Raw genomic sequence first — 18,072 nt, 5'->3', positions numbered from 1 at the left:
ATTTACAGCAAATCTATGGGGAAATGCTTGTTAATATTATGTCAAATAGCTATCCCCAATGGAGTCAAGATATTCCACTGCCAAATTTACGAGGGAATGAAAAGATTCGCATTGGTTTTGTTTCTAGATTCTTTTATAATCATTCGGTTTGGAAAATCCCCATGAAAGGTTGGGTAGAAAACCTGAATCGGAGTGAGTTTGAATTATTTGGATATCATACAAACTATAAAAGGGATGAAGAGACTGACAAAGCTGCAAAAGCATTTGACAAATTTATCCAAGGTCCTCTACCACTGGAAAAATGGGCTGATATCATTCAACAAGATAAATTACACGTCCTGATTTTCCCTGAATTTGGCATGGACCCTGCAACAGTACAGTTAGGATGCCTCAAACTGGCTCCCATTCAAGTTGTCTTTGGGGGACACCCAGAAACCAGTGGACTACCAACCATTGATTATCACTTGAGTAGTGACTTAATGGAACCAGAAAATGCTCAAGAACATTATACCGAGAAATTGGTCAGGCTACCGAATCTAGCAGTTCATTACACACTTTTACCAGTTGAACCAAAACCAACTAGCAAAAAGGATATTGGCATTGCAGAAGACGAAATTATGTTCTGGAGTTGCCAATCCTTATTCAAATATCTACCACAACATGATGATGTCTTTCCCAGAATTGCTCAGGATTTAGATAAATGCAAATTTGTTTTTATCCAACACGAAAGTGAAGATGTAACGGAAGTTTTTCGGCAGCGTTTAAACCATGCTTTTGAGCAATTCGGCCTTAATTACCAAGACTACTGCATCTTTTTACCCCGCTTAAATTCTAGTACTTTTGCTGGAGTTACAGCAATTGCAGATGTCTTCCTGGATAACATTGGTTGGTCGGGAAATAACACGGCGATGGAATCGACTAACTTCAATGTACCCATTGTAACCTATCCCCAAGAAATGATGCGTGGAAGACATCTCCTGGGAATTCTGAAGATGATGGGGATTGAAGAGACAATTGCATCTACTAAGGAAGAATATGTACAAATTGCTGTCCGTCTGGGGAGAGATGCTGAATATCGTCAATACATATCTGAGTTAATTGCCAAGAACAAGCATAAATTATATAACGACTTGGAAACAATCCGAGCTTTAGAGGAATTTTTATTGAATGCTGTGGGTAAACCAAGAAATTCAGCAATGGGTAATGTTGCTGAAACCTTGCGCTTAGCAATCCAAGCACATAGAAAAAATCACCTAGCTCAAGCAGAGTCAGCTTATTGTCAGGTTTTGTCAATGCAGCCAAACCATCCAGATGCTTTATACGGTTTAGGTATGGTAGCGCAGCAGCAAGGCGAATTAAAAGAAGCTGAAAAATTCTTGGATGCTGCTGCACAAGTTCAGCCAGACTCGGTTAAGGTTTGGTTTACTTTGGGTAATCTGCATCAACTTCAAGGACAGTTACCAGCAGCAGAAGAGGCGTACAAAAAAGCCATTGCTCTGCGACCAGATGCTGTTTCAATTTATAACAATCTGGGCTACACTTTGCAACAACAAGGTAAATGGGAAGAAGCGATAAACTGCTATCAAAAAGCTTTGGAACTACAGCCAAACTGCCTTGAAGCGGAAGTTAATTTAGGAAATGCACTCTATACCCAAAATCAACTCTCCCCAGACAAACAAGTTTATTATGCAGAATTAAATCACCAATTGGGTCTTGGTCGGAAAAAAGCAGGGGATCTAAAAACTGCTGAGATTTACTTTCAAAAAGCCTTAAAACTGAATCCCAACTATGGAGAAGCTTACACGAGTTTAGAAGAGATTTATGAAAGTCAGCAGAAGTTCAAGGAGGTTGAAGCAGCTGATCGGCCAAAAGAAGTTTTGATGGCGAGGGAATCCAGGTGATAAAACTGCTAACTGATAACTGACAACTATTAAAAGTTAAAGTGATATTTAAGGAGGAAACAATACCATGTCCCTAGAAATTTTAGATAAAGTCAAAGACTTCCTCATCAGAGTAGTCAAAGACGAATCTTTCCGCACTCAATTGATGAGTGAGAAAGTCGAAGAAGTGAAAAAAGTAATGACAGATAGTGGCTATAACTTTTCTCAAGAAGAATTTGAAACAGCCACCATCCAAATCTTGGACTTAAAAGAATCAGGTGAGTTTCACGAACTCAGCGAAGAGGAATTAGTGAGTGCCGTTGGTGGGTGGGGGAAAGATTTTCGGTGGAGGAAAATCGTCCCAAAATATCCAATTTTTCAACCAATGTACGGGATAGTGATTGAACCGCCTGAAGATGAATATCCAAAACCTGAGCCAGAACCTCTTCCATATCCAGATCCCCAACCGATGTATGGTATCGTCATTGGTCCGCCCATCGATATCCAGCCGATGTATGGTGTCATCAAGCCACCAGAACTTATCTAATTATAGGTTGGGTATAACGACCGTGAAACCTAACACTTTCAAAGTAAGGAGCAAAACCCCATAGGTGCTTTTGTCAAACCTGCGAATTTGCTGAACTTTGCCGTGGGGGTTGCAGTTATACTGCTCATATTTTCTTCGACAAGAGAGTTTCGACTTAGTTAACAATTTGCGATACGGAGCGCGATATAGTACGCTAGTTCTCTTCACATAGCATGTAACGAGGGTGAAATTTGTATCTTCTCCACTAATCGCTGCTTAAACATTTCTGGGGTGTCTATCTATATAGACATAGACCTCACAAGAAATCCCGCTCGCTACTAGGAACGGCGCATTAAGGGTTTGAGGACTTTTTTAGTTATGTTTATTGACAAAGACTTAAATGTAAGTGTAGACTGATAAGATGCGGTTGGCTTAACCGTCAATGCCTGTGGATGAGTAACCGCCGACGGCCTCACAAGAAGCAGGTAGGGACGTTGCATGCAACGTCCCTACACATCAATTTGTCACTTATTGTGACGCTTTGTATCAGTTTTATGAAGCAGGTAACAATCCTTACTGCTATCATCGCTCTCTTGTCCATGCAGACGGAGGATTTCAACACTATCGTTGATCAAACTTTAATATATTACCGGAAACTTAACGGGAACGTGAAAGCCCCTGTCGTATCCTCGCAGGGGATGAAACGAGACACGGCGGGATTCCGGGGCGCAGTATCCACATAATCTTAACATTATAAATACATATATTGAGATAATTAATAATATTAAGGAGGTGATTTATTTGTATGGATGTCAACAAAATCTAATTAACCCTGATGAAGACTTAAAATCAATTCTTGAGTTTATTTGTTCTGAATCCCACAAGCTAACCAATTGTGGTATTTATTATGGCCGTCAATTGTTTTTCCAAGCCCAGAAAATAATTGGTAAGTATGATTTAGAAAAAGAATACAAATCAAATAAACACTATCAAGTTTTGCACTCACAGGCAGCACAGCAAATACTTAGGTCTGTTGCTGAGTCTTTTAAATCATTTAAGGAGCTAGACAAAAAATACAAAAAGGGTAATTTGCATTTTAAGCCGAGAGTTCCTAGCTACCGAAAAAAAGATGGTTTAGGGATGATAACTTATCCGAAACAGGCTTTAAGACTTGTTGGGGAGCACATCAGAATCCCTCTTGGAACAACTGTAAAAAGATGGTTTAAATTAGACAGTTTTTTGATACCTATGCCATCTAATCTACAATTTGTAGACATTAAAGAACTGCGGATACTGCCACGTAATCGATGTTTTTATGTTGAGTTTGTATACAAGAAAGAAATTGTAGTTCAATATGAATTAAATCCTAAAAATGTTTTGGGAATCGACCCCGGTATCAGCAACTTAACCAGTTGCGTTTCTAATGTTGGGACTAGTTTCATTGTTGATGGGCGCAAGCTTAAAAGCCTTAACCAGTGGTATAACAAACGAGTTTCCACCCTGAAAGAGGGTAAGCCCCAGGGTTATTGGGATAACCAATTAGCCCACATCACAGAAAAACGTGATTGCTTCGTTCCTCGCAACCAGATGAGAGATGCAGTTAACAAAGCTGCTTGTTTGGTTGTTAACCACTGTATTGAACACCAAATTGGTATGGTAGTTTTTGGATGGAACCAAGGACAACGGCAACAGGTAAATTTAGGCAAAGTAACCCAATCATTTGTGCAGATTCCCACAGCTAAACTCAAAGAACGAGTAAAACAAATGTGTTCAGAACACAGGATTAAATTTGTGGAAAGGGAGGAATCATATACGAGTAAAGCCAGTTTTCTTGATGGCGATCAACTACCTACTTTCGGTGAAAAACCTGAAGGGGAGGCAGCGCGTTGCGGGGGTTCCCCCCGTTGTAGCGACTGCCGTTGGAAACCATCGGGGAAACGAGTTAAACGCGGGATGTACCGCACTAACAAAGGTTTGTTGGTTAATGCTGATTTGAATGGTGCTGCGAATATACTTCGCAAAGTAGAGACACAGTTAGGTGTAAATCTAGCCAAGGTCTGTAGGCGAGTTTTGACCCTCGCTACCAGATTTCGCATCTGGGAAACCAAAGCTAAAAAGCGGAGTGGCACGGATTTATCCTGCCACGTAGCAACAGCTTAGAATCCCTGTGGCTTTAGCCCAGGGAGAGGTCAATTAATTACATTCTTAGAGATTGAAAATGACAACAGATTCTCAAACCCTCCAACTTGCGGTTCAATATCATCAAGCCAAGCTTTTTAACGAAGCAGAACAGAGTTATATTCAGGTTCTGAAAGATCAGCCTCAACATCCGGAGGCATTATATGGGTTAGGTATGCTGTGCCAGCAAGTTGGTAAGCCCCAGGTAGCAGAAAAGTTATTTTGTAAAGCCGTTTCTGTACAACCTGATTTACTTAAGGCTTGGTTTAGTTTAGGCAATCTGCGTCAGGCTCAAGGTCGGTTCCCAGAAGCCGAATCAGCTTACCAACAAGCTATTACTCTGCAGCCAGAAGTAGCACCACTTTATAATAATCTGGGCTACACACTACAACAACAAGGCAAATTTGATGAGGCGATCGCCAGCTATCAAAAGGCTCTAGAGATTGATCCCAATTGTACCGAAGCGGATGTCAACTGGGGTAACACCCTTCAGGCTCAAGGTAAACTATCCCCAGACAAGCAACTCCACTATGCACAACTAAATCACAAATTAGGGGGCGAACGGGAGCAAGCAAGGGATTTGCAGAATGCGATCGCTTACTATCGTCAAGCAATTAACCTGCAACCTGATTTGGCGTCAGCTCATTATCACTTAGGGGTGGCATTACAAGCACAAGGAGAATTAGAAGCAGGGATAGATTCCTTACAAAAAGCTTTGCAAATCAACCCCAACTATGGAGAAGCTTATATGTGTTTGGGACTCATTTACCAAACACAACACCAATTAAAAGAAGCTGCTGCCGCATATCGACAAGGTTTAAAGCTCATTAATCCTCACTATGCTGCTGCCATAGAAAGCCAGGAAGTTTCTGAGTTTGTTCCCGAAAAATATGCTTCGCCAGAGCTAGAACTAGGAGAAGTCACCGTTGGTGATTATCAATTCCCGGCGATTCCTACCGTACCAGCTAGTGACAAGAAACGACCTTTCTTTTCTGTAATTATTCCCCTATATAACCGCAAAGACTTTATGTTGGAATGTCTTGCAAGTGTATTAGCTCAGTGGCAAGGGGAAGACGAAATGGAAATTCTGGTGATGGATAATGCCAGCGATCCTCCTTTATTTGAATTAGTGAATGCCATTGGCGGTGGTATAGTCCGTTACTATCTCAATTCAGAAAACATTGGTCCACGGCGCAACTTTAATCGGGGAATTGCCCTCAGTCGGGGTGAGTGGATTCACTTAATGCCAGAGGATGAATCTGTACTTCCTGGTTATTATTCCCGGCTCAAGTCAGGTCTAGAAGGATGCTCTGATTCTGTGGGAGCAGCTTTTACAGGTTATGAAAATATTGATGAGAAAAGACAAGTGATTTTTACCCAAAAGCACGGGGGAATGGAAAGGGGTATTAATAAAACTTGGCTGCAACGAATTGGTGTTTATAATCCCTTAAATCCCTGTGCAACCGTAATTCGTCGGTCAGCCCACGAACACCTGGGAGCTTATGACCTCATTAACCTTTATACTCCTGACTGGGAACTATACAAGCGTATTGCTTCTTTCTATGATTGGTGGTGTGAACCAGAAATTCTTGCCCGTTACCGCCAGCATTCTAACAATATGTCCAGTGAAGTTTTCTTAGCTGGAGCACAAGGAGAATACTACCGCATGGGAATCGAAATTTCTGAGAGTTATCTTCCCACCGAGCATCGTGCCGAGATTACGGCTAAATCTCGTCGCCGTTACTTTAATTACTGTCTATCAGAATTGGCAATTCCTCTGCAAGCAGGCAATCTCACTGGTGCATTTCGTATGCTCCAAGAAGCTCTGAAAATTGATAGTTCTCCAGAAGCATTAGAAATTTTATTCTCTTTACTAGCTACAGAAAAAATGGTTCCTCTGCGAAATGCGATCGCTTACAAGTTAATTTCTGACCCCTCTAACGATAACAATAAGAATACCAATAGTGAGAATATAGATAATTTTTACTTCGCTTATCCGTAATCTCATGTTCAGCTAAAAACTTCTAATTTTTATAGAACCCATTTGGGTCTATAATTAAAAATAGAGGGAGAAATAGAGAGATGGGGACATTTTTCTATCTTTATTCCCCTATTCTATATACTCGACGTCCTGACTCCGGTATGTCGCCATGAGTCCTAGAGAGTAGTATAAATTCTGTCCACTTGGATAAATCACTCACTCTTTTAAAAAATCAAAAGTTAAAACCATAAATATATAAATAAATTAGGATTTAGCTAATTATGATGACAAACTTAACGAAAATCTTACAGCCTTACTCCCTCGAGCAATTCTTATCCGAAAACTGGACTAAACGGGGGATATTAATCCCTGCCGAGCAACCCAATAAGTTTCAGCATTTGTTTTCCTGGAAGCAACTCAATGATTTGCTGAACTTCCATAAGCCTGACCTACGTTTTGTTCTAGATCACAAGGACTTGCCTTCCTCCGATCCTCAAGAGTGGGTTAAGCGATGCCAAGAAGGGGCGAGTTTAGTGATTAGCCATGTCCACGAGCAGGTTCCAGTGCTAGCTGACCTCATTTGGGGAATACAGCAGGAAACGGGGCATACTGCTATCCATACCAATATCTACTGTTCCTGGCCTTCTAACCAAGGATTCAAGGCCCATTACGACACCCACGAAGTCTTTATTTTGCAAATTGATGGGCAAAAGGAATGGTTTGTGTTCGAGGATACCTTTAAGTATCCTTACAGAGGCGAAAAATCAGAGTATCAAAAACCACCCGAAGAATCGCCCTACATCAACTGTGTCCTCAATCCTGGTGATTTGCTCTACATTCCTCGAGGTCACTGGCATTACGCGATCGCCCGCGAAAAACCTTCATTACATATTACCTTAGGTATCCGTTGCTTCACAGGGCGAGATGCCTTTGAGTGGCTATTACAAAATCTTCAAATAGATGAAGCTTGGCGAAAAAATTTGCCCTTGATATCCGATGGAAATACCCATGAGATTAAAGCACACGTAGAGCATTTATTTGATTCCTTAGCAATCCTAATAGATCGAGAAAAGGAGAACCTAGCTGAGAAATATGCTGAGTTTCAACCTAAGGTCACAACTCGTGCCCCAGAAATATCCCTACCTAGTCAAGCTGGATTTAACTTCTTTGAGCAAGAACTTGACACTGTTTTGAGACAGCCCAAGTTCCAAAAAGTAAATATAGAACCGCTTGGTGAGAAGGGTTACCTGTTACGAACTCCTCGAAAGGAGCTAAAATTCAAAGACTTGCCACCCAAAGTTATAGAAACTTTAGTGGAAAAAGTGTTTAGCCAGAAAGCTTTCACAATAAGAGATGTTGCCGATTGGCTGCCGGAATGCGACTTAGATACACACATATTGCCGCTGCTGGCAGGTTTGGTTAAAGAAGGCATACTTGTTGAGGATTCCTATCAAGGGGAAATTAGGGAAGAAGAAAAAACAAGTCTCAGTCAGGAAATGCCAGGGCTAGAGGAAAACAGTAATAGTACCTATGCTTTTAGCCACAGTTAATTATCTGCCATGAGTGAATTTCAAAGCAGCAGAATTCACTCAATTTAAAAAATTAAAAATTAAAGGCAAAAATATATATAAAAAGGGATTCAAGATGGCAACTTTTACTGAAGTACTGCAACTTGCTGTTCAACAACATCGAGCTAATAATTTGCTGCAAGCTGAACAGCTATATCGTCAACTTCTCGAACACCAACCCACTCACCCAGATGTATTACATGGCTTATCCACGCTGTCACAGCAAAAAGGAGAGTACCAACAAGCAGAAAAGTTGTTGAATCTAATCCTGAGCGTCCATCCTAAATCTGTTAAAGGTTGGTTTGGTCTGGGTAATTTGTGGCAAGTTCAAGGTAAACTTCCCGAAGCAATTCAAGCTTACCAGCAAGTTTTAAGCCTAGAACCACAATTAGTAGCAGCTTACAACAACCTTGGCTATACCCTACAATTACAAGACAAATGGTCAGAAGCGATCGCCTGCTATGAAAAAGCCTTAGAGCTTGAACCCAATCGTACTGAAACTGATGTAAATTTGGCTAATGCACTTCACACCCAAGGAAAACTCCCACCTGAAAAGCAGGTACATTACGCAGCAATCAATAATGATTTAGGCGTAACTCAGAAAAAAGCAGGGGATTTAAAAACAGCTATTGCTTACTATCGACAGGCGATCGCTTTACAACCAGATTTAGGGATTGCTCATTATAATTTGGGGATAGCACTGCAAGAACAAGGAAATTTAGAAGCAGCGATCGCTTGCTGTCAGCAATCTATCGAACTCAATCCCAACTACGGAGAAGCCTATATCCACCTGGGCCGAATTTACCAACAGCAAAACAAGCTCAAGGAGGCGGCTTCTGCTTATCGACAAGGGTTAAACCTCATCTACGCTACAGGGGTAGAAGTTGACGAGGGTTCTGAGGCGACGGGGGAAGATGATAAAACTCTCCAACTCTCTCAAGAGGAAGTTATGGTGGAAGAGCATAAGTTCCGGGGTATTCTTTCTATGCTAGCCAGTGAAGAGGAGTTATATATCAAACCCATTCTCCTCACAGGTGCACATCGTTCGGGAAGCACCTGGGCTGGCAAGATGCTTGCATCGAACAGTATCATAAACTACATCCATGAGCCATTTAATCTTGACTTTCATCCTTACGCACCCCTCAAGCAACAGTTTCAATACATCACGGTTGAAGATGGCAAACTGTACAAGGACTATATTCGAGGCATTCTCTACCCGTCGCAGGTCAATTCGAGTATGATACGCCCACTTATGAAAGATCCCCTAGCTCTACTGTCGGCTGAGTGGTTGCAGGAAACATTTGACATGCAAGTAATTGTTATGATTCGCCACCCAGCTGCTTTTACCGCTAGCTGTAAACGCATGAATTGGGAATTTGGTTTTGAACATATCGTAGCACAACCTAGATTACTCGACAGATTGCTAAGAGATTTTAAAGACGATATTATCCAATTCGCAAAGGAGAAATACGACCTCATCGATCAGTGCATCTTGTCCTGGCGCTTCTTACATGCAGTAATATTGAAGTACCGGGAATGCCATCCCAATTGGTTATTTGTTCGCCATGAAGACTTGTCTAGATATCCTTTGACTGCATTTGGTCCAATCTTTGAATACTTGAAGTTGCCATATACCCAAAAGCAGCAAGAGCTTATTCAATTATATTGTAATGAGAACAATCCCACACAAGCAAAAGGTGGGAATATTCATCAATTGAAACGCAATAGCACTGCAAACATTTGGAGTTGGAAAAAGCTGTTAACAGAAGATGAGCAAACACGAATTCGTCAAGGAACCATAGATATCGCGCAGCATTTCTACGGCCAAGAAGATTGGTAAACCTAATATTTGCTTACAAAAGTCAGGAAGTAAGTTTATTATTTTGATTCTACAGCCGAAAGCAGTCCGTAAAAAAAGGAGATTGAATATGACAACCTTTTCTAAGGTTTTGGAATTCCACCAGTTGAAGCAATGGCAGCAGGAACACCTGTAGTTGCAACTCGTTCTGGCGCTGTAGTAGAAACTGTCCAGGATGGCAAAACGGGTTTTTTGGTAGATAAGAATAATGCCCCTGCTTTAGCAGAGGCAATCCTTAAACTTCTTGAAAATGACGAGATCAGAGAATCCATGGGTAGAGCTGGACGAAAACGTGCTTTTGAGTATTTTACTTGGGAACAAGCTGCCGATCAAACTTTGCAGTTATACGAAACTCTTTGTAATTGAATGTTACTATTTTGATGAAGCCGATTTGTATTTGGTCGATCTAAAAATCAAAAAAGGAGAGTTCCCATGCCAACACTTTCAGAAAGCCTACAGCTTGCGTTTCAATACCATCGAGCCAATCGTTTAGCCGAAGCTAATGAAGTTTATAATAAGATTCTAGAAAAACAGCCTCACCACCCAGACGCATTATATGGGTTAGGAATGCTGGCACAACAAGTAGGTCAGTACCAGTCTGCTGAAAAATTGTTTAATCTAGCTGTCCAGGTTCAGCCAAAATATGCCAAGGCTTGGTTTAGTTTAGGCAATTTGTATCAAGCTCAAGGTAAGTTAAAAGAAGCAGAGTCAGCCTATAAGGAAGTCTTAGCCCTGCAACCAGACTCGTTAGCAGTTTATAACAACCTCGGCTATACATTCCAACAACAAGGGCTTTGGGATGAGGCGATCGCCTGCTATGAAAAAGCCTTGAAAATTCAACCCGATTGTACTGAAGCTGATGTTAATTTGGCTAACGCACTTCATACCCAAGGAAAACTCCCAGCAGAAAAACAAGCACACTACGCAGGTTTGAACAATGATTTAGGCATGACTCAGAAAAAAGCAGGTAATTTGAAGAATGCCATTGCTTACTATCAACAGGCTATAGTCCTACAGCCAACTTTAGCTAGTGCTCATTACAACTTGGGGGTAGCACTCCAACAACAGGGACAGTTTGAGGATGCGCTAAGTTGTTATCAAAGAGCTTTGGAGTTGAATCCTAATGATTTTGAACTCCGTGATTTTATCATTATCTACCAAGGACTACTTTAGTAAAGGTCAGACTAAATACTAAATCAATATGTCACTTTATCTATAAACTTAAAAGACTTACAGAATTTATGATTCAACTACCACAGGGCAACCGGCAACAATTTCGTTGGCGACACAATGATATTAATATTCAGGGAAAGACAGATGCCAAGCTGCCTATAGTGTGTTCAGTATACCTACTAAACGGTGGCTCGCCAGTTCATTTTTATGTAGAACCAGAACCGGAGTTAGGAGAACCTAAGTATCCCTGGGGAACCAGAACCCCATCAGTACTGCGATTGCTAAATCTACCAGGTCACTTCAATATTGAAATCCCGGTTGATACCCCAGCACTTCAGGAAGGGTGGAATAGTATCAGAATTCAAATTGAAGATGGGGAGGGAGAAGTTGAGGTGCTGGATGCTGAATTTCACTGGAATTCTCACCCCTTACCTCTCCCCCTGAATTTGCAAAATCTGAGCAGTTACAATAACATTCAAGAAATTGCCCAAGTTGTGGATGGTAACTTTGATATCAATCGCGAAAAAAATGCGATTTGTTCGCGGGTGCCAGTCGGTTCTGATATTCTCCTACTACTCGGTTCTCCTTATGGCAGCCAGGAAGCTACCTATGATGTGAGGTTTGCCAGAAATGAAAATAGTTGGTGCTTCCTGGGATTAAGCGACTTTTTTGCCGGACATATAGAACAGTCCCCGGATCTGGGTATTAAGCCTGGTTATTCCAGTGCAGGACTGGCGACCCTTGATAATAAAGGACGGCCTCAAATTTGGATTGCTTGGGGAGACTCCCTATACGATAAGGAAGATTCATGGGTGATTAAGACTGAAAAGGAATTCCAACTTCCGATGCGGGCTGAGGTCACCTACAGTGTGAGGCATCAAGTAATTATGGATGAGGGAGTCAATTGTGGACGGTTTCGCATTTGGAAGAAAGGTAACCCCGAACCAAATCTTTGGGTGTGTCAAGAGTATAACAAACACCTCGATGGGAAATTCCCGAGAATTACCCAAGCTAGTTTTGGTCTATTTCAATATTGGGGAATGCCAACAGAGTGGTCTAATATTCATGTGAGAGCGCTTGACATTAAGATAAAGGAACTGGTTGAAAAGTAATGAAGCTATCTAGACGTTTTGAAGGTCAAGTTGCACTGATTACAGGTGGAGGCAGTGGTTTAGGAGAAGCCGCCGCAATTCGATTAGCTCAGGAGGGAGCTTCCATTGGCGTAGCTGGACGTAGAGCGGAAATGATACATAAGGTGCGCCAGGAAATTGAATCTTTGGGTAGTAAGGCGATTGATATCAAATGCGATGTGACACAAGAGTCCGATTGCAAGCAGATGGTAGAGCAAGTTGTCAATGAGTTTGGTCGTCTAGATGTACTTGTTACCAGTGCCGGAATTCATGGTGGAGGTGAAACCGTTGTAGATACATCAGTGGAAGTTTGGGAGAAAGTAATCAACACAGACCTCAAAGGAGCATACTTAAGCTCCAAGTTTTCTATTCCGCAAATGCGGGAAGTCGGTGGTGGTGCTATAATTCATGTATCCTCTATTGGAGGAATGAGGGGTTCGCCTCAAGGAATGGCATTCCAGTCAGCTAAGGGTGGAGTGATCAATCTAACAAGACACATGGCAGTTGCTCATGCTCATGAAAACATCCGAGTAAATTGTATTTGTCCGGGTGTTATAACCACACCGCTTACAAAACAATGGCTCAGCGATTCGACAACCTATAATACTGTATGTGCAATGCATCCTATGAATCGGATTGGTAAGCCTGAGGAATTTGCTGCTGCTGTAGCATTTCTAGCGTCAAATGAAGCTTTGTTCATCACAGGTGCAATATTGCCTGTAGACGGTGGTTATCTTGCTGCCGGTAGGGAATAAAAAATGGCACAATGCCGAAAATCACTGAAATTGAGACTGATTTCTTAGAAAAAATTAGTCTCAATTCTACTTCACTCAATTTAAAAAATCAAAAGTCAAAGCCAAAAATCTATAAATAAAGACTGTTATTAGAAGATATAGACCTAAAAGGTATCAATGCTTCTAACTTCCAAATAGCTGCTTTTTTGAGAATTAATATAGAATCCGGTTATATAATATATGTTGATAATTCTATAAATTACTTCAAGCCTTGAATAGAACCACCTCCCCATCTCCCCATCTCCCCATCTCCCCATCTCCCCATCTCCCCATCTCCCCCAACCATATAATAAGTATTCAACCGGATTTGATATAACTAGCTTTTCATGCCTTCAAAAACCCGATAAAATTTAGTCTATTTTTGGCAGATTTATTTGCCAAATTGGCAACATCTCCCTAATTATTCTGGTTATATTAAAAGAGTCAAACAAAACAAAGTTGTTTGAAGCGCTCAAATTGAACTCAGTCCGGTTGTTCCGCCTGAGAATTTTGTGCTAGAAACTGCGTCTGTTGTTACCGTGCTCGATACCGTCATTCTTGAAGGAACGATTATGGAACAGTATCAAGTTATAGCTAATCTGATTCTAGTTCTCGCGGTTCTTAAAAATTTCTTTCTAATTCTAGTTCTATTTCCATAGACAAAAAGTAGTTAACAATTCGGAGGAAAATAAAAATGCAAGAAAGCAAAAAGTCTAACCGTAAATTAGAAATTAATGACCTAATTGATAATGCAATTGACAATGCGGTAGCACGAAGAGGATTAGTAGAAACTTTATCCGATGATGAAGCCCAAAGTATTGGGGGTGGTCTGAGTTTAGCACCACAAAAACCTGTAATAGCAGGCTTCAAGCCGATTTGTTATCCAATTAAGCCAATTGAGCCTGTGTGCTATCCTATTAAGCCTCCTATTAAGCCTTTTTGCCCTCCAATTATAGTTGGGCTAATTGCAGTACCAGAAGATCAAGAAAAACTTGCTTATGCACAAAAACTTGCTTAGTTTTTAGTCTTCAAGTGTCAAAAATACTATTTTGGTGGAGACTAAATTCATGGAAGATATTACTGCTCAACGAACTACCCTTTGCCCTAGTGCTAGACCAGAATCAGTGAATGGTGTTGTTTTCGGCGTAGTCGGTGGAAAAGCGACGGAACCCCGAATAGCTTATCTTAAGCAGCCCCTACCCATGACAGAAGAACTGATGGCAAAGGCTAGCCCAGTTACCCCAGGGGAGATTTTTAGAACCGCGACATCCTGCATAGAATCTGGCTGTCAGCATTTTAATGGCAAGGACTGCAGTTTAGCAATGCGAGTTGTGGATAAATTGCCTGTGGTAACAGAAGATTTACCACCCTGTTCTATTCGCCGAAATTGTCGTTGGTGGCAGCAAGAAGGCAAAGCAGCCTGTAGGCGATGTCCGCAAGTCATCACAGATGACTACGCTCCCTCAAAGAAAGTACGTCAGGCAGCAGATCCTGCTGTCTAATTGCGGACTAGATTTATTCCTGTACTAATAAAAATTAGGAGTTTTTTATGAATCTGAATCATCCTTTTTCTCTCAATATTTCTGACCTAGAAGACCTAAATCTAGACATTGAAGAACAGTTAACAGATGAAGAAGCAGCCCAAATCACAGGTGGAAAGGGAACAGATGAGGGGCCTGTTCTTACTACTTTGGCTATAGGTGAAGAAGGGGGCCCGGACATAGTGTGCATCTCTGCTCCTTGTCCAGGAAGTGAAACCGGGGGTCATCCTTGGCCTAAGCCTATCCCCATGCCACCTGAGCCTCCTAAGCCTCCTAAGCCTCCTGTTATCAGTAAAGCTTGGTTTGAAAACGGTGGTGGACCTTACACAAAAGCTTTGCATGAAAACGGTGGTCCGATTTATTGCTAATTAGACCTCTCGGGAAATTAGGATTTAACAACCTTTTTATAGTAGTTTCAGCTAGATTATCGGAGATTTTTATTGAAGTCGCCGAGGGGCACTGGTCGATTATTTATCGGACACGGAGGAAGCGTGGCTACTGGCAAGCCAGCAGATTCCAATGATGTGTCAACCCGCTCTGAGTCATTTGTTCAGCTCTGTGCTGTTTGAATGATGGATGGGAATCCCGCGCTGTCTCGATTAGCAGCGTCGGGAGGATGTCAATGATTATAGAATCCGGTTGAATAGTTGTCATTGCGATTCAAATGAAGCAATTTATAAAACCTTGGGATTACTTCCTTCGACTTCGTTCCAGTCGCTGGGCTAGTAACTCTTGGCTATAATCTATGATAATCTCTGAATTATCTATATTTATGTTACTTGGATTCACGCGCTGAACTGCACCCAAATAACCAGCAAAAAACCTTACTAAGTTTCTAAAACAGCGCCGTATGCATGCTTTGAGGTATTTATCCGTTGCTTGGCAACGAAGATTCACCAAGTAGTTATGACGATTGGAGAATTTTTTTATGTCCAATCAGACGGATTTGATATGATAGGTTTTTTCCATCATCAAAAACTTGCTGTAATTGTGGTCATGTCCAAGATATGCCATTAAATCTGAGAACTTATGACTGCCCAGAATGGGGGTAAATACAGAAGGGGAAAACTTATCTAAAGTTCATCAAAATTACTCATAACTATAGCTATCAAACTATCTAGGAGTAAGTTTTTTCAGTTGTCTATCCATTGAGTTGTTATCAGCTACAATTAAGGTATGAAGCTAGTTGAACGTCATTTTATTACCAAATCACATTATTTGTGGTCAGAAATAGACCATAAGGCTTTTTTGTCGAAAAATTTGTTCAATTTAGCCAATTATTATTATCGCCAATATTTCTTTGAAAACAAAAAGAAACTAAGCTTTAATCAACTGTATCACAAGGTATCTAAGACGGATGATTATCAAGCTTTACCAACTAAAGTTAGCAAGCAAATAATCAGGAGATTAGACTCAGCTTGGAGTAGTTATTTTTCGGCTTTAAAAGAATGGAAAAAACAGCCCAATAAATTTTTAGGGAGACCAAAAATTCCCAAATATAAACATAAAGCAAAAGGCCGAAATATTCTGCCCTATCCTCATGAATCAATTTACAAAAAAACCTTAAAAAAAGGGATTTGTCACTTATCCATGAGTGAAATAAAAATCCCCACTTCACAGACAGAAATAATAGAAACCAGAATTATCCCCAAAAGTAGCTGTTACATAATAGAAATAGTCTATGAAAAAGCGGAGTCAACAACAGAAAATAAACAAATAGCAGGAGTAGATTTAGGGGTAAATAACTTAATAGCTGTAACTACAAATCAAACAGGGATTTCACCTCTCTTGATTAAAGGCAGACCATTAAAAGCAATTAACACCTTTTATAATAAACAGCGCTCTTATTTACAATCTAAATTACAAGCTAACCACAATAAAAGTAATTCTCCGAAGTTAAAAAAAATAACTCACAAACGAAATTGTCGAGTAGAAAACTATCTCCATACAGCAAGTAAAAGAGTAATAGATTGGTGTGTCAACCAGGAAATAGGAATCTTAATTATTGGCCATAACCAGACATGGAAACAAGAGGTAAAATTCGGAAAAAAGAACAATCAACAATTTGTGAATATACCTCATTATAGGTTAATAGAGATGTTAACCTATAAAGCCCAACTCAGAGGAATAAAAGTAATAATTACAGAAGAATCCTATACATCTCAATCAAGCTGTTTAGATGGGGATGACTTACCAAAATATGGGGATAAAAAACCGAAATTTAGTGGAAAAAGAGTAACGAGAGGGTTGTATAAAACCAGGGAAAATAAATTATTAAATGCAGATGTAAATGGGTCGTTAAACATTATTAAAAAAGTAATTCCTGATGTTTTTGACCAGGGAATAAAGGGTTTGCCGTTTAACCCTGTAGTGCTTGATCCACTTGCGTTTGACTATACTTTCAGACTTATGAGTAAGTTTGAGTAAGTTTAGTTGAGCGGTATATCTATTGACCATGATTTGAATGCAAGTATTAACTTGAGAAATACGGTCGAGCAAGACCCGTCAATGTCTGTGGATGAGCAACCGCCGACGGCCTTAGTTGAAGCAGGAAGTCAACATTAAAATGTCGCTATATGACGTTTTATGAAGCAGTTAAAATGGGATTTCTTCATCGAAATCAGAATCATTTTCCCCTGGTTGAGATGGACCTAAATGTTCCTCCGCAGCTTGAATTTTGGCAAAAATAGATGTTCTAGAATCAAGTCGTTTTTTTATCAGTCTATCAATTTTGTATTTGGCTTTAATTTCCTCTCGATATTCTTTAGAAATCGGTTTGTCTGGCCAATTCAAATCAGTAGCTTTGACAATTGGTAGTCGAGAACCTAATTTTTCTATTGGCATTTCTGGTAATCGGATCAGAAAATATTCTCGTCTACGTCTAATATTTTCTGCCCGATTTTCAATTTCTGCTAATATACCTGCTAACTGACTAGGATGATGTTCAGAAATAGCAACTATAACTTCAATATCATTTAAGGGAATACCTAAACTTTCTGCTTTGGCTAAAAATTCATCGGGAATATGATTTGTGACTGGAGGATTTACCGCAGCAGATATTTCTGCTATGGCTTTTCTGATAGTTTCTTTAGCAGTTTCAACAGTTTGATTATTTGCGCGAATTGTTGATTTTTCACTGACAATATATTCTAAATTTTTGGTGGCTTCTATTAATAATTTAATTGCCTTTTTTAAATGCTCATAATCCATTTTGAAGAATTTTTATTGAGTAAAAAATTAGTAGAGTTTATCGAGGAATATCTATAAAATTTCCAAGTTTAAAGATAGTATAGCAATCCTATTTTATTTGTGTATAAAAATCTTACTGCTTTTAGGGAATAGGGGTGCGACCCCGCGGGGTGCGACAGACGCACCTGGTAGGGCACCAAGAGAGGGGAAGGGCGTGGTGTAGGAAAGGGGGGAAGACCTCGGTGGCCGCGTAACCATAAAAAAAAAAAAAAAAA

Annotated in this window: 16 protein-coding genes; 15 read left to right on the top strand and 1 reads right to left on the bottom strand. The window is 40.4% G+C overall.

Annotated features, from left to right (window positions below; genetic code table 11):
* The 15 genes from F6K22_RS07930 to F6K22_RS07860 all read left to right on the top strand — a co-directional run.
* Positions 1-1,901: tetratricopeptide repeat protein (locus tag F6K22_RS07930; protein ID WP_293095540.1), on the top strand; the 1,901-nt coding region annotated here is incomplete at its 5' end.
* Between the two features lie 67 nt (positions 1,902-1,968).
* Positions 1,969-2,427: a Nif11-like leader peptide family RiPP precursor gene (locus tag F6K22_RS07925; protein ID WP_293095537.1), complete on the top strand. Its 459-nt coding sequence runs from the start codon at positions 1,969-1,971 to the stop codon at positions 2,425-2,427.
* A 780-nt stretch (positions 2,428-3,207) separates the two neighbouring features.
* Positions 3,208-4,566 (top strand): RNA-guided endonuclease InsQ/TnpB family protein, encoded by a 1,359-nt coding sequence (locus tag F6K22_RS07920; protein WP_293095534.1) that lies wholly within the window; start codon positions 3,208-3,210, stop codon positions 4,564-4,566.
* 58 nt (positions 4,567-4,624) lie between these two features.
* On the top strand, positions 4,625-6,586 hold the full coding sequence (locus F6K22_RS07915) for a tetratricopeptide repeat protein (protein WP_293095532.1): 1,962 nt from the start codon (positions 4,625-4,627) through the stop codon (positions 6,584-6,586).
* A gap of 404 nt (positions 6,587-6,990) precedes the next feature.
* Complete coding sequence (locus F6K22_RS07910) at positions 6,991-8,115, top strand: JmjC domain-containing protein (RefSeq protein WP_363273066.1); 1,125 nt, start codon at positions 6,991-6,993, stop codon at positions 8,113-8,115.
* Between the two features lie 94 nt (positions 8,116-8,209).
* Complete coding sequence (locus tag F6K22_RS07905; RefSeq protein WP_293095527.1) at positions 8,210-9,973, top strand: tetratricopeptide repeat protein; 1,764 nt, start codon at positions 8,210-8,212, stop codon at positions 9,971-9,973.
* Positions 9,974-10,087: 114 nt separating this feature from the next.
* On the top strand, positions 10,088-10,357 hold the full coding sequence (locus F6K22_RS07900; RefSeq protein WP_293095543.1) for a glycosyltransferase: 270 nt from the start codon (positions 10,088-10,090) through the stop codon (positions 10,355-10,357).
* 66 nt (positions 10,358-10,423) lie between these two features.
* Positions 10,424-11,164, top strand: coding sequence for a tetratricopeptide repeat protein (locus tag F6K22_RS07895; protein ID WP_293095525.1), 741 nt, complete (start codon positions 10,424-10,426; stop codon positions 11,162-11,164).
* Between the two features lie 68 nt (positions 11,165-11,232).
* Entirely contained in the window at positions 11,233-12,276 is a 1,044-nt protein-coding gene (locus F6K22_RS07890) for a hypothetical protein (RefSeq protein ID WP_293095522.1), read from the top strand.
* Positions 12,276-13,049, top strand: coding sequence for an SDR family NAD(P)-dependent oxidoreductase (locus F6K22_RS07885; RefSeq protein WP_293095519.1), 774 nt, complete (start codon positions 12,276-12,278; stop codon positions 13,047-13,049). Before F6K22_RS07890 ends, F6K22_RS07885 begins: the two co-directional genes overlap by 1 nt.
* A 712-nt stretch (positions 13,050-13,761) precedes the next feature.
* A complete protein-coding gene (locus F6K22_RS07880; protein WP_293095516.1) occupies positions 13,762-14,085 on the top strand; it encodes a hypothetical protein in 324 nt (107 codons plus the stop codon).
* Between the two features lie 49 nt (positions 14,086-14,134).
* On the top strand, positions 14,135-14,569 hold the full coding sequence (locus F6K22_RS07875) for a nitrogen fixation protein (protein ID WP_293095514.1): 435 nt from the start codon (positions 14,135-14,137) through the stop codon (positions 14,567-14,569).
* Positions 14,570-14,616: 47 nt separating this feature from the next.
* Complete coding sequence (locus tag F6K22_RS07870; RefSeq protein WP_293095512.1) at positions 14,617-14,976, top strand: hypothetical protein; 360 nt, start codon at positions 14,617-14,619, stop codon at positions 14,974-14,976.
* A gap of 808 nt (positions 14,977-15,784) precedes the next feature.
* Entirely contained in the window at positions 15,785-17,035 is a 1,251-nt protein-coding gene (locus F6K22_RS07865; protein WP_293095509.1) for an RNA-guided endonuclease InsQ/TnpB family protein, read from the top strand.
* 6 nt (positions 17,036-17,041) lie between these two features.
* Positions 17,042-17,173, top strand: a complete 132-nt coding sequence (locus F6K22_RS07860) for a hypothetical protein (RefSeq protein ID WP_293095507.1) — start codon at positions 17,042-17,044, stop codon at positions 17,171-17,173.
* A 30-nt stretch (positions 17,174-17,203) separates the two neighbouring features.
* On the opposite strand, the gene F6K22_RS07855 is transcribed toward F6K22_RS07860, so the two are convergent.
* Entirely contained in the window at positions 17,204-17,818 is a 615-nt protein-coding gene (locus F6K22_RS07855; protein ID WP_293095504.1) for a hypothetical protein, read from the bottom strand.
* Positions 17,819-18,072: the final 254 nt, after the last annotated feature.

This window comes from Okeania sp. SIO2F4, assembly GCF_010672385.1.
In the GTDB taxonomy this organism is placed as follows: domain Bacteria; phylum Cyanobacteriota; class Cyanobacteriia; order Cyanobacteriales; family Microcoleaceae; genus Trichodesmium.
This window is presented reverse-complemented; position numbering and strand designations above follow the sequence as displayed.

Coding starts and splice junctions, on each gene's coding strand:
- F6K22_RS07875 (WP_293095514.1), top strand. CDS start 14,135: ATGGAAGATATTACTGCTCAACGAACTACCCTTTGCCCTAGTGCTAGA.
- F6K22_RS07870 (WP_293095512.1), top strand. CDS start 14,617: ATGAATCTGAATCATCCTTTTTCTCTCAATATTTCTGACCTAGAAGAC.
- F6K22_RS07890 (WP_293095522.1), top strand. CDS start 11,233: ATGATTCAACTACCACAGGGCAACCGGCAACAATTTCGTTGGCGACAC.
- F6K22_RS07885 (WP_293095519.1), top strand. CDS start 12,276: ATGAAGCTATCTAGACGTTTTGAAGGTCAAGTTGCACTGATTACAGGT.
- F6K22_RS07865 (WP_293095509.1), top strand. CDS start 15,785: ATGAAGCTAGTTGAACGTCATTTTATTACCAAATCACATTATTTGTGG.
- F6K22_RS07880 (WP_293095516.1), top strand. CDS start 13,762: ATGCAAGAAAGCAAAAAGTCTAACCGTAAATTAGAAATTAATGACCTA.
- F6K22_RS07905 (WP_293095527.1), top strand. CDS start 8,210: ATGGCAACTTTTACTGAAGTACTGCAACTTGCTGTTCAACAACATCGA.
- F6K22_RS07895 (WP_293095525.1), top strand. CDS start 10,424: ATGCCAACACTTTCAGAAAGCCTACAGCTTGCGTTTCAATACCATCGA.
- F6K22_RS07915 (WP_293095532.1), top strand. CDS start 4,625: ATGACAACAGATTCTCAAACCCTCCAACTTGCGGTTCAATATCATCAA.
- F6K22_RS07855 (WP_293095504.1), bottom strand. CDS start 17,818: ATGGATTATGAGCATTTAAAAAAGGCAATTAAATTATTAATAGAAGCC.
- F6K22_RS07925 (WP_293095537.1), top strand. CDS start 1,969: ATGTCCCTAGAAATTTTAGATAAAGTCAAAGACTTCCTCATCAGAGTA.